Consider the following 22,399-nt stretch of genomic DNA (forward strand, 5'->3'; position numbering starts at 1 on the left):
GGCATTTATCCAAAAATCCCATTCTTTTGTATGCTCAGAATCCGTCCCACTCAGGAACTGAATTTCCTTAGATTGAGAATGCAATAATTGGGAGCATAAATATACCGGAACGAATATTTTAGAAAAACAACTCATTTTGCGGCAATGTCGGAATCGTCTTTTTTGTCGTAAGATTGACCTAAAGAAGCAACCCGGGAAACATGTACTTTATTTTTTTTCAAATTTTTAATAGCATCCAAATTTTCCTCTTTAGGTTTTAACGCTTTTATTTTTAGGTTTTCCAACGTGAAATCTGTCAAATCATACAAGTCTGATTTTTCAACATCGAACGCCGTTTCACAACTGATGTCAATATTTTTGATCAAAATATGATTCGCTAAAGATTTTTTAGGCCTTTCCTCTCCTTTCAAATCGAAAAACTGGTTCCAGCCTTTTACATACAAGAAAGTTTTAACATTGCCCGTGATATTTTCAACTGTAATGTATTCATAATGCTGAGGAGTATCTGGTCTCATTTTAAGGTGCAGCAGCCTCGAAGCACCTTTCACTTTTGAGTTGCGCAGAATCACATTATAATTATGGATAGATTCGCTGCCGCATGTGAGAACACTGTGACAAAACCCAAAGCTGTTATCTTCTATGATGATATTTCTGTTTTCACCATTTTCAGGAGTTTTATCTGCTTTCGGGCCTTTTCCGCCTTTTAATGCGATGGCGTCGTCGTTCACCGACATATAGCAGTTTTTAATCAGGAAATTCGTGCAGGCATCAATATCAACAGCATCTGTACTTGGGGCTTTTACCGGCTCTTTTGGTGCAAGAATTGTCAGGTTTAACAATTTTACAAATTCACTTTTATAATAATGAGTACTCCAGAAAGGGGAATTTTTTACGGTAATTCCTTCAACCTGAACGTTTTTAGAATTTGAAATATAGATGATTCTTGGTCTCATTTCATCCATATTGGTACACTTAGGGTTCCACTGGCGTCTTTTCCAGAATGCTTTCCAAAAGCGCAATCCGTTTCCGTCAAGCGTTCCTTTTCCCGAAATGGTAAAACCATTCAATCCATCTGCGTTGATTAATGCAGGAAAATATTTTACAGTCTGTCCTTCCATTCTTGTTTCCACAACAGGAAAATCACTGATATCATCGCTTCCTTTTAATTTCGCACCGTTCTCCAGATGCAAATGTGTTCCCTGTTTGAAGAATACAGAACTGATCAGGAATGTTCCTTTGGGTACAATAATTACACCGCCGCCATTTTTAGCTGCAAGATCAATGACCGCCTGAACCTGTTTTGTCTGAAGAACCGTACTGTCGTTTTTCACTCCATGATTGGTAAGAATATATTTTTCACCTAATTTATTGATGTCTGTAGGCTTATTTTCTTTAAACCATTTTGGAATTATACTGCCGTCGGGAAATTTATCCTGGCTCTTTATGCCCGATGAAAACAATAAGAATATCAACAGAGATAGTAAAAAGCTTGATGTATTTTGAGATTTCATAATTTATTTTTTATTGTAGAATCTGATTTTTAATTAATAAAATTCATCACTCAAAAGAATGGCAAAATAAAGGAATATCATTTAAATACAATTTATTCAGTTTGCTTTTGCAAAAAATCAGCAAATAATTTCCAACTGTATAACGAAAATTATTCTTTCATTTCATTTTCATAAAAGTATACATTTTAGGATTTGGCGGTATCCTGCTCTTTCATGTTGATTATTTTGCGATGATTTATCCCCCATTAACATCTATCAAAATCTAAATTAATCTTCACTTTGCGCAATCGATTGCTCAATATTGGATCCTTAAAGCTGTTTTTAGTTAAAATTAAATTCTCAATTTGTTTCATTTAATTAGAATTAAAGTATCTAAAAATTAATTAATTAAAATTAAGACACTGAATAACAATAGCTTAACACTTGATAATATTGAAAATTCACAGATTTACAAAAACCCTCGGTATAATACATAAAATTATTACATTTAAAGCATTACAATTATTAATAATTAATGAAATTTATAGGTTATGATGTAGGAAGCTCATCGATAAAGGCTTCCATCGTAGATGATCAGGGCAAATTAATCGCCCATGCCAAATACCCGGAACATGAGATGTTGATTGATTCCCCGAAAGCAGGCTGGGCAGAACAAAACCCCGATGAATGGTGGCAAAACCTCCGTATTCTCACTCAAAAAATAATTGCAGAGAGCAAAATCCACAAAAATGAGATTAAAGGAATCGGCATATCTTATCAGATGCATGGATTAGTATTGATTGGAAAAGACAAACAGGTCCTTTGTCCGTCAATTATATGGTGTGACAGCCGGGCTGTTGAAATTGGCGACCGGATTTTTGATGAGATCGGAGAAGAAAAATGCATGAAAGAGCTGCTTAATTCTCCGGGCAACTTCACTGCATCCAAGCTGAAATGGGTACAGGAAAATGCTCCTGAAATCTATGACAAGATCTGGAAATTTATGCTTCCGGGAGATTTCATTGCATTTAAGCTCAGCGGTGAAGCAACAACTTCTGTTACAGGGCTTTCAGAGGGTATACTTTGGGACTTTGAAAAACATGAGGTTTCAAAAACAATGCTGCAACACCTGAAAATTGATGAATCTTTTGTTTCTGATATTGTGGAAAATTTCACTGAACAATGCTATGTTTCAAAACAGGGAGCAGAGGAAAGTGGCCTTCCCGAAGGAATTCCTATTTATTACCGCGCTGGAGATCAACCCAATAACGCATTTTCTCTCAATGTAATGAATCTCGGAGAAATTGCAGCCACAGGCGGAACTTCCGGAGTTGTTTATGGTGTGACTGATAATATTAAATCTAAGGAGTCTGTAAGGATTAACAATTTTGCACACATTAACCACACAAAGGAACGACCGAGAATCGGCAAAATGCTTTGCCTGAATGGTGCTGGAATTCAATACAGCTGGCTTCGACATCAGGTTGACCAAAAAAGACACAGCTATCACGAAATTAATGATTTAGCTTCAAAAATACCAATCGGTTCCGATGGAGTTATTGTCCTGCCCTTCGGAAACGGAGCAGAGAGAGTTCTGCATAATAAAGATATCGGATCGTCTGTTTTTAACCTGAACTTTAACCGTCACAAAAGCGAACATCTTTTCCGGGCAGGATTGGAAGGTATTGCCTATTCTTTTGTGTATGGAACTGATATTTTAATGTCCGACGGGCTTCAGAAAGGTATTATAAAAGCAGGTGGTGACAATTTATTCCGCTCTTCTTTATTCACACAGACCATCACTACTATTTTGGATACCGAAATAAGGATTATAAATTCCACAGGTTCTACAGGCGCCGCAAGAGCTGCAGCCATGGGGGCCGGAGCATTCGAATCGCAAAACGAAATCCTGACTGACAAAGACATTTTAAAAAGCTATTATCCTGATACTAAGAACTATAACCAGTACAAGGATAGTTATGAGAAATGGAAATTAAAATTATTACAAAATCTAAATAATTAAGAAATTTTTTAACACATCAATGCAATCGATTGCATTGATTCATTCATCTATTTAAAACTAAAATATAATGGCAATTACAATGGGTAACAAAGAGTATTTCAAAGGAATTGGAAAAATTCAATTTGAAGGAAAAGAATCTGACAATCCTCTGGCTTTCAAATTTTATAACGAAAACAAAGTCGTTCGCGGGAAAACGATGAAAGAATATTTCAAATTTGCGACGGCTTACTGGCATACATTCTGTGCAACGGGTGGAGATCCTTTTGGAGTGGGAACACAGCATTTTGAATGGTTAAAAGCAACAGATGTTAAACAAAGAGCAACAGAAAAAATGGATGCGGCTTTCGAATTTTTCACAAAACTGGGTATGCCTTACTACTGTTTCCACGATTATGATTTAATTGATGAAGCGGATAATTTCAGAGAATCAACCAAAAGAATAGAATTCATAACCGATTATGCTAAAGAAAAACAGGCGGCTTCCGGAGTAAAGTTACTTTGGGGAACGTCAAACTGTTTCTCCAATCCACGATTTATGAATGGTGCAGCTACAAATCCATCTTTTGATGTGTTGGCTTATGCAGGAGGGCAGGTTAAAAATGCATTAGATGCAACAATAAAGTTAAGCGGAGAAAATTATGTTTTCTGGGGCGGTCGTGAAGGATATATGTCTTTACTGAACACCAACATGAAACGTGAGCTTGAACATATGGCAAAATTTTTACACGTGGCAAAAGATTATGCACGTTCACAAGGCTTCAAAGGGACCTTCTTTATTGAACCAAAACCAATGGAGCCTACAAAACATCAATATGATTTTGATGCGGCAACCTGCTTAAACTTTCTTCGTCAATATGATTTAATGGATGATTTTAAGCTTAACCTTGAGGTCAACCACGCAACTTTAGCCCAGCATACTTTTGAACATGAATTACAAGTTGCGGCTGACAATAACGTTTTAGGAAGTATTGATGCCAACCGCGGAGACTATCAAAATGGTTGGGATACAGACCAATTCCCGGTTGATTTATATGAAATGACTCAAGCAATGCTGGTGATTATTCAGGCAGGAGGCTTCCAGGGCGGAGGTGTAAATTTTGATGCTAAAATCAGAAGAAACTCAACGGATCTGGAGGATATTTTCATCGCTCATATCAGCGGAATGGACAATTTTGCAAGAGCTTTCCTGGCTGCAGATGCTATTTTAGAAAAATCAAAATATTCTGAAATCAGAGCTAACAGATATTCTTCTTTCAATAATGGAAAAGGTAAAGATTTTGAAGAGGGGAAATTATCTCTTACTGACCTGGCTGCCCATGCGGAAGGACTTGGAGAAGTAGGCCAAGAAAGCGGTAAGCAGGAATATATGGAAAGCCTGATTAATCAGTATTTATAACACAAATGCTGATTAACTAACAAGAACCTAATCTTTAACAACTAAAACTATATGAGACTATGCAAATAATAGATTCAGGGCCGAAATATTCTTCAGGAACAAAGGCGGAAATCAACATGGTATATGTCACTCTGATTACATTGGTTGCCACTTTGGGCGGGCTTTTGTTTGGATATGATACAGCCGTCATTTCGGGTGCAGAAAAATCCATTCAGGAATATTTAATTATCCCATTGGGGCTGAGCTCATTGGCTCATGGAGCAACTATTTCCAGTGCATTGATAGGGTGCGTGATTGGAGGAGCTGTTTCCGGATATTTTTCCACCAGGTTAGGAAGGAAAAAATCACTGATGGCAGCTGCATTTTTATTTTTCATCAGTGCTTTGGGAGCTGCTTATCCTGAATTTTTATTTTTTAAGCAGGGCGAACAATCAATGGGAGTTTTGCTGGCTTTTAACTTTTATAGAATTATTGGAGGAATTGGTGTTGGTCTTGCTTCTGCAGTTTGCCCGATGTATATTGGAGAAATAGCTCCTGCTGAAGTTCGCGGAAGATTGGTTTCTTTAAACCAGTTTGCCATAATTTTCGGGATGCTGGTAGTGTATTTTGTCAATTGGGGCATTGCTGACGGAAAATCAGTAGAATGGATCAACGATATCGGTTGGCGTTATATGTTTTTATCACTGACCATTCCGGCTGCTTTATTCGGGATTTTACTGTTTTTTGTTCCAGAAACTCCACGATATTTAACCTTGATTAAAAAAGATGATGAAGCGCTTAAAATTTTAACCAAAATTAATGGTCAACTTCGAGGCCATGAGATTTTTCAGGAAATCAAAGGTACTGCTACCCAGCATAAAAGTATGATTTTTGCATTCGGAAAAACAGTAATCATTATTGGGATTTTACTTTCTGTTTTTCAGCAGTTTGTAGGAATTAATGTAGCTTTATACTACGCTCCGAGGATTTTTGAGAGCATGGGTGTTCATAAGGATGCTTCCATGCTGCAGACCGTGGTTATGGGATTGGTTAACGTCATCTTTACGGTTGTAGCCATTTTCACGGTTGACAAGTGGGGAAGAAAACCTTTACTGATCGTAGGTTCCATAGGAATGGCAATTGGAATGTTTGCCATTGCCATCTTCTCTTATTTGCATATCATCGGGATTGCAACTTTGGTTTTCATCATCATCTATACGGCATCTTTTATGATGTCTTGGGGACCGATATGTTGGGTTTTAATTTCAGAACTTTTTCCTAACAAAATCCGGGGTGCAGCGATTGCTGTTGCCGTTGCTGCCCAATGGGCTGCTAATTACCTGATCTCCTCCACCTATCCTTTTATGATGGAATTTAGTGGAGCTTTTACTTATGGTTTTTATGGAGCGATGAGTGTTTTATCACTATTTTTTGTATGGAAAATGGTTCCGGAAACTAAAGGAAAATCTTTGGAGGAAATTGAAAAACTTTGGAAAAAATAGTTATTTCTTCATATCAACAGTTAGTAATGAGGGCATCGGTTTCCGGTGCCCTTTTTGGTTAAATTAATCGATGTTTTTTATTATTAAATAAAATTTTCTTTATTAATGAGCCTTATTTCCAGTGAATACGGTTTTTCTCTTAATTAAAAATTGAGCCCAACCTCAAGAAAAATTAAGCAATTCAATATTTTTTAGGTTTAATCTGATTTTAATCACTCTTAATCTTGTATAAAATCTCAATATTTCCTGTTTGATAGACATAATTTGATTAAATTTACGACTATAATGTATGTCATCCCGGACATACCCAAAACTTCAGAAAAAGCATGTATGAATAAGAAAAATGCCACAATATATGACATCTCGAAAAAGCTTAACGTAAGTGTGGCAACTGTTTCCAGAGCATTGAACGACCATCCGAGAATAAGCCAGGCAACGAAAGATTTGGTAAAGAAAACTGCCAAAGAAATGAACTACAAGCAAAATAACCTTGCCAAAGCTCTGAAAAGCGGGGAAACAAAAAACGTAGGAATTATCGTGCCTTACATTAATACCAATTTCTTTTCATCTGTGATCCGCGGAATTGAAGAAGAGCTTTCCCCACATGGTTATCATGTCATTATCTGCCAGAGCCATGAAGATGTAACTATTGAAAAAAGGCACCTAAACACTTTGCTTAATGCTCAGGTTGACGGTATTTTCATGTCTGTTTCCAAGACGACCATTGATACCGAACATATTCTGAATATTCTGAATACCACCAATACTCCTATTATATTTTTTGACCGTAAAAAAGACATTTCAGGAATCAGCACAGTAACTATCGACGATTATCGCGGCGGTTATATGGCGACTGAACATTTGATTAATGAAGGCTACAGAAATATTTGTCATTTCTCCGGGGACTTAAATCTGGAAATTTATGAGAACCGTCTGAACGGGTACAAACAGGCTTTACTGGACCATAATTTAAGCATTAAGGAAGAAAATATTATCACAACCGGAAGTTCGATCGATGAAGGAATTGATGCAGTTAAAAAACTTTGGGATAAAAAATCTGTTCCTGATGCCATCTTTTCATCCAGTGATTTTGCTGCGTTAGGTGCTTGTCAGGAACTGAAAAAACGTAAAATCAAAATCCCGCAGGAGGTTGCTGTTATTGGCTTTTCTAATGAACCTTTTACTCAATTTATGGAGCTTCCGATAAGTTCTGTAGATCAGACTCCCCTGACGATGGGGAAAATGGCAGGACAGGTTTTTATTGATAGTGTGAAAGAAAATGGTTCCGGGGTTTCTATTGAGAAGAAGGTGGTTTTGGCGCCGCAGCTTTATATCAGGAAGTCTTCGAAAAGAAGGTAGCTATAGTTAATTTAAAGACAAACATAGATGGATCTGGATAATCAATCTCTTTATATCATGCTTGGTGGTATTGGTCAATTTATTTTATGGATGTCTTATAAAGTATTGAAAAATAGAACAACCTACCTTATCATATTAATATTCGCAATTTTGATTGCTTTACTTGGATATCTTAATATTAATCGTGAATCATTAAAAATGACAAACGGTAGTGCTGCTACATGGGCATTCTTGCCCTTATTTTTTATGATTTATTATTGGATATTAAGAAATTTATTTATAATAATCTTTGGAAATGAACCTTTAATGACAGGTTATATGCAATCAAGTTGGGAACAAGGTGAGTATAGAAAATTACACATGGGAGATGCTATTTTCACTGTACTGACATTAATTTCACCTTTTTTGACTACTTTACTCTTTTAATAAAAAGTACCAATATTTATTTAATTTGAAAATATGGAAAAGAAACATTTAACTGATGAAGAATTTAAAAAGCTTGTAATAGAAATAGCTATAAAAATTTCGCCAATCTTAGTAAAGAAAAAACCTGATTCGTGGTCTGCAGCAGAGAATATAGCAATTTATTCAAGAGATATTGCTGAAGCAGTAAGAAGTATTTTGAGTGATAAAAGTTTATAAGCACGAATTACAAATCCGCGTTATCAATTCAAAAGAAAATACTTTCCACATCATGTGGAAAGCATTTTCAAATCTAATTATTTATATAAAAACGATAACTATAAACTTACGCCCCGTCTCCAAGGAATAAAATCGTTCTGATTGAGAATTGCTGCTTTGGTTTTTACCTCTCCGCTGGCAACTTCTATGATAAATTCTAACAATTCTTCTGCTTTTTCGTCTATTGATTTTTCCCCTGTAATCACGTCTCCGGTATTGAAATCGATGATATCGGGCATTCTTTCTGATAATGATGTATTTGAGGAAATTTTCACTACGGGAACCACAGGATTCCCTGTCGGAGTTCCAAGACCAGTTGTGAATAAAACAACATTGGAACCTGAACCCACCAAAGCGGTAGTACATTCCACGTCATTGCCTGGTGTACACAATAAATTTAAGCCCGGTTCTTTGATGTATTCTGTAAAATCAAGTACATCATTTATTGGCGATGAACCGCCTTTTTTAGCCGCTCCTGCAGATTTCATAGCATCGGTTATTAGGCCATCTTTAATATTCCCCGGCGACGGATTCATATCAAAGCCAGATCCTGCAGCAACGACTGAATTTTCAAAATCTTTCATTAATTGTAAAAACCTTTCTGCATCTTCTTCTTTCACACAACGGTTGACCAGCTCCTGCTCTACTCCGCATAGTTCCGGAAATTCTGAAAGAATAGTTGAACCTCCGATTCCTGCCATTAAATCTGACAGCTGTCCTAAAACCGGGTTTGCAGAAATCCCTGAGAAACCGTCTGAACCCCCACATTCCAACCCTAAAACAAGTTTAGAAATCGGAGCAGGTTTTCTTTCTGTTTCATTAGCCTGTTTGATGGCTTCGTAAGAATCTTTAATAATTCCGCTTAACATTTCATCTACAGTTCCGGACTTTTGCTGTTCGTAAACGATGATGGGCTTTTTATTATCCGGACTGATTTTTTCCAGGGCATCTTTAAAAATCTGAACCTGTAGATTCTGGCAGCCCAAGCTTAAAACTGTTGCTCCGGCTACGTTCGGATTGTTAACATATCCTGCCAGCAATCTTCCCAATGCCTCGGCATCCTGACGAATTCCGCCACAACCGCCCTGGTGCGTAATGAATTTAACTTCAATATTTTTAAATACTCTTGAATCCTGCTCTTCTTCAACAACAGTTTCCGTTTCGGAATTATTGATTAATGATCTTAATAATAACTGGTGTTTTGTCACTTTTTCAAACAACAGTTCTTTTTCAAAAACATCCTTTAAAATCTCAACATTCCTGTTTTCACAAAAAACCAACGGGAAAAATAACCATACATTTTCCGTTCCTACCTGCCCGTCTTCGCGGTGATAGCCCATGAACGTTTTATCTTTCCATTTATCAACATTCGGAGCTGTCCAGGAAGTGGTTTCTGTTTTTCGTTCTACTTTTGCGCTTTGATGTTTTACGTTTTCAGTCGTAATCACCTCTCCTTTCCGGATCGGCAGGCTGGCTTTTCCCACCAAAACTCCGTACATGATAATAGCATCACCTACAGCAAGATCTTCAGTCACGAATTTGTGTTTCGCTTTCGTGTCTTTTATAATTTCATAAGTAAGTTCACCCAAAGTAACAGTTTCCCCCTGCGCAAGATCTACCAGCGCAACCGCTACATTATCCTTGGGATTTACTTTTAGTACTTTCTTTTGCATTTTTTCTAAGAATATAATTGTATAAAGTTGTAATACGCAGTTTCTACGCCGTTGTGGTCTATTTCCCACAAAGCTTTTGCGACTGCATTTTTCAGTCCGTCAACCTGAGTAAGGTCTGTATCCCAGAAAGCGGTTTCACTTAATGATAATTCTGCTACTTTCCCGTAATCTTCGTTTGTCCAGATTTCTTTGAATTTAGCAACAATAGATTCTTCATCATTGATAGGCAAAGATTTTTCACCAAAATTCCCCTGATAGAATCTGATTAAGCTTGCCAAAGAGAATACCAGATTTAGTGGTAATTTTTTGTTGATTTCAACGTAACCCAGCAAACTAGGAAGGATTCTTACTTTAAATTTAGAAACAAAATATAACGCGATACTCGCCTGATAATGTTTAATAAAAGGATTTCTGAACCTGTCGAAAACTTCTTCCGCAAAATCTTTCAGTTCCGTTTCATCCAGACCCAAAGTCGGATTTACTTCATTAAAAATGGTTTCACTTAAAAACTTTCCGATAAATGCATCGTCAATAGATTCTTTTACCGTTTCCTTACCTGATAAAACTGCAGGAGCCAGCATTAAGGTATGACCGCCATTCAGGATTCTCACTTTTCTCAAACGGTACGGTTGAATATCATCGACCACCAAAATCTGTTCGTTAATCTGAGCAAAAGGAATTCTCTCTTTTAAATTTCCGGCATCCTGAATTACCCAAAGTAAGAATGTTTCAGAAACAACCATCATCTGATCTTCATAATCCAACTGATCTTCGTATGATTCTGCGTCATCTTTCGGATACCCTGGAACAATCCTGTCAACCAAAGTATTATGGAAATAATTATTTTGATTAATCCATTGCGCAAAATCAGCATCTAAATTCCAAAGTCGGGCATACTTCAGCATCATATCTCTCAACGCAAATGCATTGTCTTCAATCAATTCACAAGGAATAATTCTTACTCCTTTATCTGTAGCTCCATTGAAATGTTTAAATCTTTCGTACAATAAAACGGTTAATTTCGCAGGGAAATTCTTGTGCGGACCAATGTAATCATTTTCTGATTCGTCATAAGCAATTCCCGTTTCTGTTGTGTTTGAGAAGATAAATTCTAATTCTTGTTCTTTCGCCAACGCTAAGAATTCATTGTAATTTGTATAAGGATTAATTGACTTCTGAATCGCAGAAATCACTTGTTTTGTATCAACGATCTCCCCTTTTTTAATTCCCCTTGAGAAAAGCGTGTACAGATTATCCTGTTCTTCCAGTTTATGAACCGAACCGCCCGCCGTTGGTTGAACATTTACAATTCCGGCATTGAAACCCGCTTCTTTATTTAATTTATCAATGACATAATCTGTGAATCCTCTCATAAAATTTCCACCTCCAAACTGTATAATTTTGATGGGAAGTTTTTCCTGAGAACCGATTAATTCACGATTTAATTTTTGTTTTATCTGATTTTCCATCTTTTTAACTCGATGATTTTATTTTTTTTTAACGCAGAGCCCAAGTTTTTTTGACTACTACCTGTTTTTAATTTTGCAAAGGCGTTTCGCTTAACAAAGCTCATAAAGTTTTATTTTATCACCTTATATTTTGGAACCAATGTTTTCATTACGGTCCAAGCGATAAGATATGCTACGGCACATGCTGAAAATATAATCATGTAGCCTTTATCGATTCCATCTACAACTACTGATCCTGATTTTTCCAGCTGCTCAAAAAATCCGTCGGGTAATCTTTCGTTGATGTATTGAGGATATTTTTCCAATAAAGGAATTCCGTCAACCGTTGACCAGGCTTTATGCGCATGATCGAACAATACGCCTGAAGATTTATTAATAATGAATGAACCGATTCCACCCGCCATTCCGCCAATTCCGGTAATGGTTGCAATGGCTTTTTTCGGGAACATATCGCCAACTGTCGAGAAAATATTTGCCGACCAGGCCTGATGTGCTGCTCCTGCAATTCCGATAATTAAAACCGGAATCCAATAGGTTACTGAACCTAAAGGCTGTGCTAACAGTGCCAATAAGGGAAAAAATGCGAAAATCAACATGGCTTTCATTCTTCCTGAATAGGCATTCATTCCTTTCTTTTCCACAAAATATTTTGGAAGCCACCCTCCGATGATTGACAATAAAGTAATCATATAAAGAACAAACAATGGCAATGCACTTTGTGTAGAATCCATTTTGTAAACGGAACTTAAATAAGCCGGAGTCCAGAATAAAAAGAACCACCAAACACCGTCTGTCATAAATTTCCCAAAGGCAAAAGCCCAGGTCTGTCTGTGACTGAAACATTCTTTGAAAGTGAATTTTCTTTCTTCTGCCTGCACGGTATTTTCTTCAACAGCAAAGTCTTCCTGATCCTGCTGAATATAGGTTAATTCATGTTCGTTAACTTTATGATGTTCGTGAGGTTTTTTGTAGTAGAAAATCCACAATCCCATCCATACAAATCCCAACGCACCAATGATGATAAATGCCCATTCCCACCCCATCGCCTTTGCTATAAAAGGAATGGTAACCGGTGCTGCCAAAGCACCAACCGTTGCTCCTGCATTGAAAATACTTGTTGCTAAAGCTCTGTCTTTTTTAGGGAAATATTCCGCCGTAGTTTTAATTGCTGCCGGGAAATTTCCTGCTTCACCAATAGCCAATACGAAACGTGCAAAAATGAACAGTGTTACACTCGTACTGATGATGGCTGAGGTATTGGAAACTGTAGAAATCAATTCTTTAGATCCGTGAAAACCAGCCAGCCAGTTTCCGGTAAGAATTCCTGAGGTTGCAATTCCGCAAAATGCATGTAAAACTGCACCGACAGACCAGATTCCGATTGCCCAAAGGAAACCTTTTTTGGTATCCATCCAATCGACAAATTTTCCAGCAAAAAGCATTCCTACTGCATAGAAAATAGAGAATAATGCCGTGATATTTCCATAATCATTATTGTTCCAGTGAAATTCCGGTGCGATAAAATCTTTCCACGTCAAAGATAAAACCTGACGATCAAGATAATTGATTGTGGTTGCAATGAACAGCAAAAAGCATATCGTCCATCTGAAAGTACTCGGTTTAGGAGATTTAACTGAACTCATATTAGTTTTAGGATTAGTTCGTTTTTTATTTTTTAATAATGATGTTTGTTTTTAAGTTCTCAAAGGCGTTTCACTTACCAAGACCACAAAGTATTTTATTTAATCATTATGATAAAGACTGAATGATTTCCAGTACTTTCTTCGTTTCGTTTTCAATCGTTGTATAATCTTTAGCAAGCATTAATTCTTTGCTTACCAGTTTGCTTCCCATTCCTACTGCTGAAACACCGGCTTTGAACCAGCTTTCGATGCTTTCTTTAGTGGTATCTACTCCACCTGTCGGCATAAATTTCAGATTTGGGAAAACATCTTTGATTGCACTCATAAATCCAGTTCCTAAGGCGTTCCCGGGGAATAGTTTAATGAAAGTAACTCCTGCGGCTTCAGCGGTAATAATTTCAGTCGGCGTCATACAACCCGGACTGTACAACAAATCTTTAGGAATCAAAAATTCTGCAACCTCAGCTACAAAACCCGGACTGATAAAGAAATCTGCTCCTACTTTATAATATTCTTCAGCTTGTCGCACATTTTTTATTGTTCCAATTCCCAGAAGCATTTCCGGCATTTCTGCATTACGTATTTCTACCATTTTTGTAAAATTACTTAGCGCAGCTTCACCGCGGCTTGTATATTCCACTGCACGAATTCCGGCTTTGTAAAGCGATCTCAGTATTTCCAGAGTTACCGTTTCATCAGCATTATAATACAGAGGTAAAACTCCCTGATTGATGATGGCCTCAGTAACCGATTGAATTTTTGTCATTTTGTTTAATTATTCTGTTTGAAAATAATCTTTGATGGAATTTAATCCATCCTTTAGTATGCTGCCTATTCAAGACTTTTATCTAAATCTTTTGTTTTTAGCGCAAAGATTTTCTTTTTAAAACTTGATGTGTATTTTTAAGTTCGCAAAGGCGTTTGACTGCGTCGAATCTTCGATTTCACTCAGCTAAGTCTACATTTTTTTATTTTATCGATAAGCCAATTGCCAACTATCTTTTTATTCTTCCTCCTGAATCTCCATTCATGACTTCCAGAATATCTTCTGCGCTGCTGTAATTGATATCCCCTAAAATGGTGTGCTTTATCGCACACGCTGCATTAGCGAATTTTAATGCTTTTTCGTCATCGAAATTGATTAACCCATAGATCAAACCTGCTGCAAAAGCATCGCCTGTCCCGATTCGATCGACTACAGGATTAACTTCCAACAATTCAGTTTCAAAATAGTTATCACCAACTAAAGCTCTTCCCTGTGTCTGCTGAGAACTTGCTGTAACGCCAATTCTTATTTTGTCGAAAATTTTATGAATAGAAGGACATTGCTGTTTTAATTCTTTACAAGCTTCAGTGAACCCTTCTTTATCTGATGAAAACTGAGTTCCTAGAATTTCATTAATTTCATTCACTCCCCCTATAAAAATCGTTGAATAAGAAACCAGCTCTTTCAAAACTTCGTTTCCTTTTTTGCCGTATTTCCAAAGGTTTGAGCGGTATGCAGGATCGGTTGTAACCTCTATTCCCAATTCACGGGCTGTTTGTAAACCTTCTTTAAGGCTTTCATAAGCTGCTTCGGAAATTCCGGGGCTGATACCTGTCCAGTGGAAATATTGGCAGCCTTCAAGGGCTTTTTTCCAGTCAATATTTTCAGGCTTAATATTGGCAAAAGAGCCGTTCAATCTGTTATAGGCAATTCTACTGGCGCGAACTGATGACCCTACTTCTAAAAAGTACAAACCTAAAGGATAATCATTTTTGCTGATGAAGGAGGTATCTATTCCAAAACTCTTAATGAAGGAAACCGCCGATTCTCCTACAAAATCATCAGAAACGCTGCTGACATGCCTGACGTCACAACCCATTGTTGCCAATGAAGATGCTACATTAAGCTCTGTTCCACCGAAAAAAAATTCCATTTCGTGACTTTGCTTCATGGTTCTGTTTCCGGGTGGCGAAAGTCGCATGATGACTTCTCCGAATGTGACTATTTTGCTGCTCATAGTTTTAATTAACCTTTAAGGTAAATTTTCTTTTATTTTTTTAACCATTAAGATTTATTGAAGGAGTTTAGAAAAGTTAAGTTTGGCTTTGCCTTAAGATTATTTCAATCAATTTGATTTTTCTTAATTCAACTTAACCTCTTAAATTTCCTTAATGGTTTAAAACTTTATTTTTATCTCTCGCAGATTTCGCATCAGCTCAATCTGCTAGAGTTTTTTTATTTAATTTGAAATTTAAAAATCAAAATAATTTTTAGCATTATGATAACAAATATCTGAAATGGTCTTCCCTATCAGATCGATATCATCAGGTAATTCACCATTTTTCATTTCTTCTCCGAAAAGGTTGCACAGTACTCTTCTGAAATATTCGTGTCTAGGGAAAGAAAGGAAACTTCTGGAATCCGTCAGCATTCCAACGAAACAGCTGATCAGTCCCATGTTTGAAAGGGCATTCATCTGCTTGATCATTCCGTCTTTTTGGTCCAGGAACCACCATCCTGATCCGAACTGTACTTTTCCTTTGATGCTTCCATCATTGAAATTTCCAATCATTGTTGCGAAAATTTCGTTGTCGGCAGGATTTAAATTATATAAAATGGTTTTTGTTAACTTATCTTTTCCGTCTAATGTATTCAGTAATTTAGACAGGGTTTCAGCCTGGACGAAGTCACCTATAGAGTCCCAGCCTGTATCTGGGCCAAGAATTCTGTGCATTCTTTCATTATTATTTCTCAATGCTCCAAGATGGAACTGCTGAACCCAGCCGTATTTGTGGTACGCTTCTCCTAAAAATAATAAAATGGCAGTTTTGAATTGATTCACCTGTCTTTCAGCAATTACTTTTCCTGAAATTTTATCATTAAAAATTTCGCTTACTTCCGCTTCTGTGAATTCTTCGAAAGAAATATTATTCAATCCGTGGTCGCATAATCTGCAGCCATTTTCGTGGAAATATTCAATTCTTTTGATTAAAGCATCGCACAATGTTTGATAGGAATTAATTTCAATTCCTGCAGATTCGCCTAATTTTGAAATATAATCCGCAAAGTTGTGATTTTCGATTAAAATTGCTTTATCAGGACGGAAAGCTGTGCTTACTTTAATGTTAAAATCGCTTTTTGCCAGATCCTGGTGATAATTCAATACATCTGTAGGATCTTCCGTGGTGCACAGAGATTCTACATTCATCATTTTTAATAAGCCTCTTGTTGTTTTTTCAGGAGTATGAAGCTGGGATGAGATATTATCGTAAATGTCAGATGCGTTGTCTGCATTTAATAATTCATCAATTCCGAAATATCTTTTTAATTCCAGATGTGTCCAGTGATACAAAGGATTTCTCAATGTATAAGGAACTGTTTTGGCCCAGGCCTCAAATTTTTCTTTATCTGAAGCGTCTCCCGTGATGAATTTTTCATTCACACCCATGGTACGCATGGCTCTCCATTTGTAATGGTCACCAGCAATCCAAACCTTTGAGATATTTTCGAAAACAGTGTCTTCTGCAATATCTTTAGGAATCAAATGATTATGGTAATCAATGATAGGTTGTTTTTCCGCGTATTTGAAGTATAATTCTTCAGCGTATTTATTTTGTAATAAAAAGTTATCTGTAATAAAAGGTTTCATTCTAGTCTGATTCTGTTGTTACTCATTAGCAGGTTTCCCGATGGTTGCCAAAATCCCTCCATCCACATAAATAATCTGTCCGTTGATGAATCTGCTTGCGTCAGAAGCTAAGAAAATAGCTGTTCCTGCAAGATCTTCCGGATTTCCCCATCTTCCTTCCGGCGTTCTGCTGATGATAAAGTCGTTAAAAGGATGTCCGTCCACCCGGATGGGTTCTGTCTGAGAAGTGGCAAAATATCCGGGTCCGATTCCGTTTACCTGAATATTGTGTTTTGCCCATTCTGTCGCCAGATTTTTGGTAAGCATTTTCAGACCGCCTTTTGCAGAAGCATAGGCTACTACATTGTCTCGTCCCAGCTCACTCATCATCGAGCAGATGTTGATGATTTTTCCGGATTTTCTTTTGATCATATATTTGCCTACTAATTTCGACATGATAAAAGGTCCTGTAAGGTCTACATCAATTACTTTTCTAAAGTCTTCCACTTCCATATCAATTGCCGGAATACGTTTGATGATTCCCGCGTTGTTGACAAGGATGTCTATTTTTCCATGAGTAGCTTCCATTAAAGCTACTTTCTGAGCGGCTTCCAGCTCGTCCGTAACATCAAAAAGATAACCGGTTGCTTTGTATCCTTTTGAATGATAATAGTTTAAAGCTTCCTCTAATTTTGACGGTGTCGTACTTGTGATCGCCAGTTCAGCACCTGCAGCGGCAAGACCTTCTGCCATTGCCATTCCTAATCCGTGAGTACCGCCTGTAACGACTGCTACTTTACCGGATAAATCAAATAAATTCATTGGAAAAATTACTTTAGTTCGTTAGTTTTGATACCGTCCATATCACTGTAGTCCATATTTTCTCCGGCCATACCCCAGATAAAAGTATAATTGGAAGTTCCGACTCCTGAGTGGATAGACCATTCCGGAGACAATACCGCCTGTCTATTGGTCATAAAAATATGACGCGTTTCATCAGGCTGTCCCATGAAGTGGCTTACTGTTTGTCCTTCTTCCAGATCAAAATAGAAATAAGCTTCCATTCTTCTGGTGTGAGTATGTGCAGGCATTGTATTCCATACGCTTCCCGGATGAAGTTCCGTCATTCCCATTTGAAGTTGACAGGTTTCCAGTACAGAATTTACAATCAGCTTATTGATCGTACGCTTGTTGGCGTATTTCTTATCACCCAATTTTACAATTTCGGCTTCATTTTTCGTGATTTTTTTAGTTGGATACGTGTGATGTGCAGGAGCTGAGTTGATGTAAAAATAAGGTTGTGTATCACCTGACTTTTCAAAAACTACTTCTTTAGCCCCTTTTCCGATGTATAAAGCTTCTTTGTTTCCAAGCTCATATACTTCTCCGTCTACCGTTACTTTTCCGGCACCACCAACGTTAATGATTCCCAACTCTCTTCTGTCAAGAAAATGCTGAGCTTTCAAATCGTCTGTAGGTTCCAGCTTCAAAGCTTGTGCGGAAGGCATGATACCACCTACAATCAGCCTGTCATACATAGAATAGACTAATTTTATCTTATCTTCATTAAATAAATCATTGATTAGAAACTCCCTCCTAAGATCTTCAGTGGTATACTTCTTTACATCTTCGGGATGATGGGCGTAACGAAATTCTGATTGTGACATACTACTATACTTTTCTTTTTGCGGTTTTATCAAAACCTGTTAAACATTGTGTAATCGATTGCATAAAATTACACTAAAATATGATAGAAATACTTGTGGGATAAATATATAATTATTCTTTAATTAGTTAACAAAAAATTAATTTAAATATATAAATATCTAATTTACAGTTAATTAATTTTGATAACAATAATAAAAACAAGAAAATTTCCAAGGAATTACATCAATACTATTACCCAAAATTAATGCTTAAATAGGGTTTAAATATAAAATCATGCCAAAACAAAATGATAAAATTAAGATGTTAATTTGATAATAATAAATAAAAAGTACTATATATATTGTATACAATAAGAATAATTAATATGGAGTATAGAATCTAACTAAAAATATTGATCTGAAAAGATGACAAAAGTCAGAAATATTGCAAAAAAAATAATCTTGACTGTCATTTTGGGAAATTTTTAAGGGCAAAAACAGATAAATTTTAAGCAAAATTTAAGTTTTAAATTAATAAAGAATAAAGAAATTTGATTTCTTTTACATAAATATTCAAACTAAACTAAAATTTACAAATTATTAATTTACAACTATTTACAATATTATAACTATCTATCATTTTACAAATCCCTTCATCTTTCAACAATTAAATTAATGAAAAAATAATATTTTTTTCTTTGCGTATTGAAAAATAATATTAGTTTAGAAGCCAGGATATTTATTATGAAAATTTACGCAATCGATTGCACTCTAAAACGTGTAAAATCTTTCAGAAAATATTTGCCGCTAAAAATCAGTAGAATACTTTACAAATCCACACAAAACAAAACGATTGAAAAAAACTTTCAACCAAAAATTAAAACTATAAGGATACAAAATGGATAAAAGAGTACATTCAATAAAGTGGTTATATTTAACTGTCTTTCTACTTCCTGTCCTTGCTATGGCTCAAGAAAAAGAAACTAAAAAGGAAACCGAAAAAAACATTGATGAAGTGGTTTTGGTAGGTTATTCTAAAGTTTCAAAAAAAGATGTCACCAATGCCGTTGGTTCCGTAAAGGCTGACGAAGTAAAAGATATGCCTGTAAATAGTGCAGCAGAAGCAATTCAGGGAAGAGTTGCCGGTGTTCAGATCACGGCCAGTGAAGGTTCACCCGGCGCTGAAGTTGAAATTAAGGTAAGAGGGGGTACTTCTATTACACAAAGTAATGCTCCTCTCTATATCGTAGACGGAATCCAGATGGATAACGCTCTCTCGATTATTTCTCCTAAAGAAATTGAATCTATTGAAGTATTAAAAGATGCTGCTTCTACCTCTATCTATGGATCGCGAGGTGCCAACGGTGTTGTTTTGATCACCACAAAAGGCGGACGCAAAAAAGCTGCTGCTCAAGTCAATTACAGCGGTTATACTGGGGTAAGAAAAATCACAAACACCATCCCTGTTCTTGACCCTTATGAATTTGTAATGTATCAGTACGAGCTTTACAATAAGAACGGTATAGCTGACGACATTACAACCTTTACAACCCGATATGGTAATTTCAATGAACTTGCTGATAAATACGGAAATATAAAGAAGAGAGACTGGCAGAATGAGCTTTTCGGAAAAGAAGCTTTCAACTTCACTCACAATTTAAGCTTAACAGGCGGTTCCGATAAATCTACTTTTTCCTTGACGTTAAATCATGTGGAAGAAGATGGGATTATGCTCAAGTCCGGCTTCAGGAGAAGCATGGCCAATTTCAAGTATGATTATGATATTTCAAAAAAGCTGAAGGTTGGATTTAATGCACGATACAGCCGACAGCTGATTTCCGGGGCCGGAACTTCGGCAAGCGGATCTCAGGGTACCAACAGATTAAGAAACGCTGTAAGATACCAGCCTTTTGAAGGAGGAAGCAATGTTCCTATTGATGATTTTGATCCTAACTACGCCACATTAACCAATCTTGTAAATCCTCTGATTTTAAATGATAATGAAGTAAAGGATGCAAAAACAAATGATTTATTGTTAAATGCGTATTTGAATTATAACATTACAAAAAATTTAACTTTCAGAAGTGTTGTCGGATATGTTCAGAAAGATAGTTTCGTTAATCAGTTCTGGGGTACTGTTACCAATGATGCAAGATCCAATAACAATCAGCCGATTGTACAGTTAACGAGAAACCAGACCAGAAGGATTACCAATACCAACACTTTAAATTATACCCAAAAATTCGGAAATCATAAAGTAGATTTATTATTGGGAGAAGAAACCGTACAAACTGACGGAGAAACTTCAAGTACATATACCAAATGGCTCCCAGTTTCTATCTCACCTAATGAGGCTTTTGCTAATATCCAATCTGCAACTCCACCTTCAGGGATGATTCAGGATGCTCCTAAAACCGGTGCATTGCCTCCGGACAGACTTCTTTCCTTTTTTGGTAGAGCAAACTATATTTTTAATAATAAATATATCGTAACAGCCTCCATAAGAGCCGATGCATCCAATGTATTCGGAGCAGGAAACAGATGGGGAACTTTTCCTGCAGTTTCTGTAGCTTGGAAACTTAAAGAAGAAAATTTCCTTAAAAATAAAGAATGGCTGGAGGAGCTTAAATTACGTTTCGGATACGGTCTTGCAGGAAACAACAGAATTCCGGCCTACCTGTATGATACTTTTTTCACGACTTCCACTGACTATGGATATACCTTCGGAAGCGGTGTAACTCCAGGAGCTACTACAGGAAATACTTTGGCAAACAAGAACGTAACATGGGAAGCCACCGTATCTAAAAACTTAGGGATCGACTTCGGTTTTTTTAACGGAAGATTATATGGTAGTATCGACGGATATATTACTGATACAAAAGATTTGTTGGTCTTAGCAAAAATTCCCCAGACCTCAGGATATGAGTATCAATATCAAAATTCAGGAAAAACGCAGAACAAAGGTCTGGAATTTACCATGGGAGGACTTATTGTCAATAAAGAAAATTTCACATGGAAAACAGACTTCAATATTTCTGCCAATAAAAATATTATTAAAAGCCTGGGGGCAAATGTTTCGGGAGGAAATGATTATTATCTGGTGGCTTCAGGATGGGTAAACAGTTTGTACGACTTCACTGCCAAAGTTGGAAATCCGGTAGGTATGTATTATGGATATGTAACTGAGGGACGATATGAGATCAGTGATTTTGATTACAATGCGACCTCTCAGGCCTATACTTTGAAAACCGGAGTTCCAAGCAGCAGTGCTGTGGCTAACGGTTCTAAACCAATTCAGCCGGGAGATCTTAAATTGAAAGATCTGAATGGTGACGGACAAATCACAGCAGCTGACCAGACCGAGCTGGGAAGCGCACAGCCAAAATTCTTCGGAGGTTTCAGCCAGACTTTCAGATACAGAAACTGGGATATGAGCTTATTCTTTAACTTCTCTATCGGAAACAAAGTATATAATGCCAATAAAATAGAGTTTACCACTCAGTATCTATACAGAGACAACAACATGTCGGCAGAAGTTGCAGACAGATGGAGATGGTTCAACGATCAGGGGATAAAAGTTACCGATCCTACAGCTCTGGCTGCATTAAACGCAAATACTACCATGTGGACTCCTCCGCAAGGAAATTACATCCTCCATTCTTACGCCATCGAAGATGGATCTTTCTTAAGGTTGAATAATGTTACCATAGGATATAGCCTGCCAAAAGGCTCTCTGGAGATGCTTGGTATCAAAAATTTCAGGTTGTATGCAACAGTGAATAATTTATTTACCATCACAGGTTACAAAGGATATGATCCTGAAGCCAGTACAAGAAAAAATCCTTTAACTCCGGGAGTTGATTATGCTGCATATCCTAGAAGCAGATTTATTTTAACAGGTATTGATTTAACCTTTTAATTGAA

16 protein-coding genes are annotated in these 22,399 nt (G+C 36.8%); 7 read left to right on the plus strand and 9 right to left on the minus strand.

Annotation, left to right across the window (positions count from 1 at the left end):
* Nucleotides 1-131: 131 nt before the first annotated feature.
* On the minus strand, nucleotides 132-1,511 hold the full coding sequence (locus ACTJIP_RS00850) for a rhamnogalacturonidase (protein WP_440703972.1): 1,380 nt from the start codon (nucleotides 1,509-1,511) through the stop codon (nucleotides 132-134).
* Nucleotides 1,512-2,025: 514 nt separating this feature from the next.
* Here ACTJIP_RS00850 and ACTJIP_RS00855 point away from each other — a divergent pair.
* The 6 genes from ACTJIP_RS00855 (at nucleotide 2,026) to ACTJIP_RS00880 (ending at nucleotide 8,391) form a co-directional block, all read left to right on the plus strand.
* A complete protein-coding gene (locus ACTJIP_RS00855; RefSeq protein WP_219072533.1) occupies nucleotides 2,026-3,513 on the plus strand; it encodes a xylulokinase in 1,488 nt (495 codons plus the stop codon).
* A gap of 67 nt (nucleotides 3,514-3,580) precedes the next feature.
* Nucleotides 3,581-4,909: a xylose isomerase gene (gene xylA, locus ACTJIP_RS00860; protein ID WP_180564044.1), complete on the plus strand. Its 1,329-nt coding sequence runs from the start codon at nucleotides 3,581-3,583 to the stop codon at nucleotides 4,907-4,909.
* Nucleotides 4,910-4,968: 59 nt separating this feature from the next.
* Nucleotides 4,969-6,390, plus strand: a complete 1,422-nt coding sequence (gene xylE, locus ACTJIP_RS00865) for a D-xylose transporter XylE (RefSeq protein ID WP_077416283.1) — start codon at nucleotides 4,969-4,971, stop codon at nucleotides 6,388-6,390.
* A 330-nt stretch (nucleotides 6,391-6,720) separates the two neighbouring features.
* Nucleotides 6,721-7,749 carry a LacI family DNA-binding transcriptional regulator gene (locus tag ACTJIP_RS00870; protein WP_077417997.1) on the plus strand — a complete coding sequence of 343 codons (1,029 nt, stop codon included), beginning with the start codon at nucleotides 6,721-6,723 and terminating at the stop codon, nucleotides 7,747-7,749.
* A gap of 27 nt (nucleotides 7,750-7,776) precedes the next feature.
* Nucleotides 7,777-8,175 carry a hypothetical protein gene (locus ACTJIP_RS00875; protein ID WP_077416281.1) on the plus strand — a complete coding sequence of 133 codons (399 nt, stop codon included), beginning with the start codon at nucleotides 7,777-7,779 and terminating at the stop codon, nucleotides 8,173-8,175.
* A 33-nt stretch (nucleotides 8,176-8,208) separates the two neighbouring features.
* Entirely contained in the window at nucleotides 8,209-8,391 is a 183-nt protein-coding gene (locus ACTJIP_RS00880; RefSeq protein ID WP_440703973.1) for a hypothetical protein, read from the plus strand.
* A gap of 98 nt (nucleotides 8,392-8,489) precedes the next feature.
* Here the strand turns inward: ACTJIP_RS00880 and ACTJIP_RS00885 are convergent, their stop codons facing one another.
* The 8 genes from ACTJIP_RS00885 to kduI form a co-directional block, all read right to left on the minus strand.
* Nucleotides 8,490-10,103 (minus strand): UxaA family hydrolase, encoded by a 1,614-nt coding sequence (locus tag ACTJIP_RS00885; protein ID WP_440703974.1) that lies wholly within the window; start codon nucleotides 10,101-10,103, stop codon nucleotides 8,490-8,492.
* A gap of 5 nt (nucleotides 10,104-10,108) precedes the next feature.
* Nucleotides 10,109-11,572 carry a tagaturonate reductase gene (locus tag ACTJIP_RS00890; RefSeq protein ID WP_440703975.1) on the minus strand — a complete coding sequence of 488 codons (1,464 nt, stop codon included), beginning with the start codon at nucleotides 11,570-11,572 and terminating at the stop codon, nucleotides 10,109-10,111.
* A gap of 110 nt (nucleotides 11,573-11,682) precedes the next feature.
* Nucleotides 11,683-13,215, minus strand: coding sequence for an MFS transporter (locus tag ACTJIP_RS00895; protein ID WP_440703976.1), 1,533 nt, complete (start codon nucleotides 13,213-13,215; stop codon nucleotides 11,683-11,685).
* Nucleotides 13,216-13,321: 106 nt separating this feature from the next.
* Nucleotides 13,322-13,981: a bifunctional 4-hydroxy-2-oxoglutarate aldolase/2-dehydro-3-deoxy-phosphogluconate aldolase gene (locus tag ACTJIP_RS00900; RefSeq protein ID WP_440703977.1), complete on the minus strand. Its 660-nt coding sequence runs from the start codon at nucleotides 13,979-13,981 to the stop codon at nucleotides 13,322-13,324.
* Between the two features lie 229 nt (nucleotides 13,982-14,210).
* A complete protein-coding gene (locus ACTJIP_RS00905) occupies nucleotides 14,211-15,218 on the minus strand; it encodes a sugar kinase (RefSeq protein ID WP_180564049.1) in 1,008 nt (335 codons plus the stop codon).
* Between the two features lie 234 nt (nucleotides 15,219-15,452).
* Complete coding sequence (uxaC, locus tag ACTJIP_RS00910) at nucleotides 15,453-16,850, minus strand: glucuronate isomerase (RefSeq protein WP_440703978.1); 1,398 nt, start codon at nucleotides 16,848-16,850, stop codon at nucleotides 15,453-15,455.
* Between the two features lie 18 nt (nucleotides 16,851-16,868).
* Nucleotides 16,869-17,651, minus strand: coding sequence for a gluconate 5-dehydrogenase (locus tag ACTJIP_RS00915; protein ID WP_077416268.1), 783 nt, complete (start codon nucleotides 17,649-17,651; stop codon nucleotides 16,869-16,871).
* Nucleotides 17,652-17,659: 8 nt separating this feature from the next.
* Nucleotides 17,660-18,496 carry a 5-dehydro-4-deoxy-D-glucuronate isomerase gene (gene kduI, locus ACTJIP_RS00920; protein WP_077416267.1) on the minus strand — a complete coding sequence of 279 codons (837 nt, stop codon included), beginning with the start codon at nucleotides 18,494-18,496 and terminating at the stop codon, nucleotides 17,660-17,662.
* An 877-nt stretch (nucleotides 18,497-19,373) separates the two neighbouring features.
* Here kduI and ACTJIP_RS00925 point away from each other — a divergent pair.
* Nucleotides 19,374-22,394, plus strand: a complete 3,021-nt coding sequence (locus tag ACTJIP_RS00925; protein WP_440703979.1) for a SusC/RagA family TonB-linked outer membrane protein — start codon at nucleotides 19,374-19,376, stop codon at nucleotides 22,392-22,394.
* The last annotated feature ends 5 nt before the right edge of the window (nucleotides 22,395-22,399 follow it).

The sequence above is a fragment of the Chryseobacterium sp. 22543 genome (assembly GCF_052044565.1).
Lineage (GTDB): Bacteria > Bacteroidota > Bacteroidia > Flavobacteriales > Weeksellaceae > Chryseobacterium.

Bases quoted from the DNA above. Each gene is read 5' to 3' on its own strand.
- ACTJIP_RS00850 (WP_440703972.1), bottom strand. From the start codon at position 1,511: ATGAAATCTCAAAATACATCAAGCTTTTTACTATCTCTGTTGATATTC.
- ACTJIP_RS00855 (WP_219072533.1), top strand. From the start codon at position 2,026: ATGAAATTTATAGGTTATGATGTAGGAAGCTCATCGATAAAGGCTTCC.
- xylA (WP_180564044.1), top strand. From the start codon at position 3,581: ATGGCAATTACAATGGGTAACAAAGAGTATTTCAAAGGAATTGGAAAA.
- xylE (WP_077416283.1), top strand. From the start codon at position 4,969: ATGCAAATAATAGATTCAGGGCCGAAATATTCTTCAGGAACAAAGGCG.
- ACTJIP_RS00870 (WP_077417997.1), top strand. From the start codon at position 6,721: ATGAATAAGAAAAATGCCACAATATATGACATCTCGAAAAAGCTTAAC.
- ACTJIP_RS00875 (WP_077416281.1), top strand. From the start codon at position 7,777: ATGGATCTGGATAATCAATCTCTTTATATCATGCTTGGTGGTATTGGT.
- ACTJIP_RS00880 (WP_440703973.1), top strand. From the start codon at position 8,209: ATGGAAAAGAAACATTTAACTGATGAAGAATTTAAAAAGCTTGTAATA.
- ACTJIP_RS00885 (WP_440703974.1), bottom strand. From the start codon at position 10,103: ATGCAAAAGAAAGTACTAAAAGTAAATCCCAAGGATAATGTAGCGGTT.
- ACTJIP_RS00890 (WP_440703975.1), bottom strand. From the start codon at position 11,572: ATGGAAAATCAGATAAAACAAAAATTAAATCGTGAATTAATCGGTTCT.
- ACTJIP_RS00895 (WP_440703976.1), bottom strand. From the start codon at position 13,215: ATGAGTTCAGTTAAATCTCCTAAACCGAGTACTTTCAGATGGACGATA.
- ACTJIP_RS00900 (WP_440703977.1), bottom strand. From the start codon at position 13,981: ATGACAAAAATTCAATCGGTTACTGAGGCCATCATCAATCAGGGAGTT.
- ACTJIP_RS00905 (WP_180564049.1), bottom strand. From the start codon at position 15,218: ATGAGCAGCAAAATAGTCACATTCGGAGAAGTCATCATGCGACTTTCG.
- uxaC (WP_440703978.1), bottom strand. From the start codon at position 16,850: ATGAAACCTTTTATTACAGATAACTTTTTATTACAAAATAAATACGCT.
- ACTJIP_RS00915 (WP_077416268.1), bottom strand. From the start codon at position 17,651: ATGAATTTATTTGATTTATCCGGTAAAGTAGCAGTCGTTACAGGCGGT.
- kduI (WP_077416267.1), bottom strand. From the start codon at position 18,496: ATGTCACAATCAGAATTTCGTTACGCCCATCATCCCGAAGATGTAAAG.
- ACTJIP_RS00925 (WP_440703979.1), top strand. From the start codon at position 19,374: ATGGATAAAAGAGTACATTCAATAAAGTGGTTATATTTAACTGTCTTT.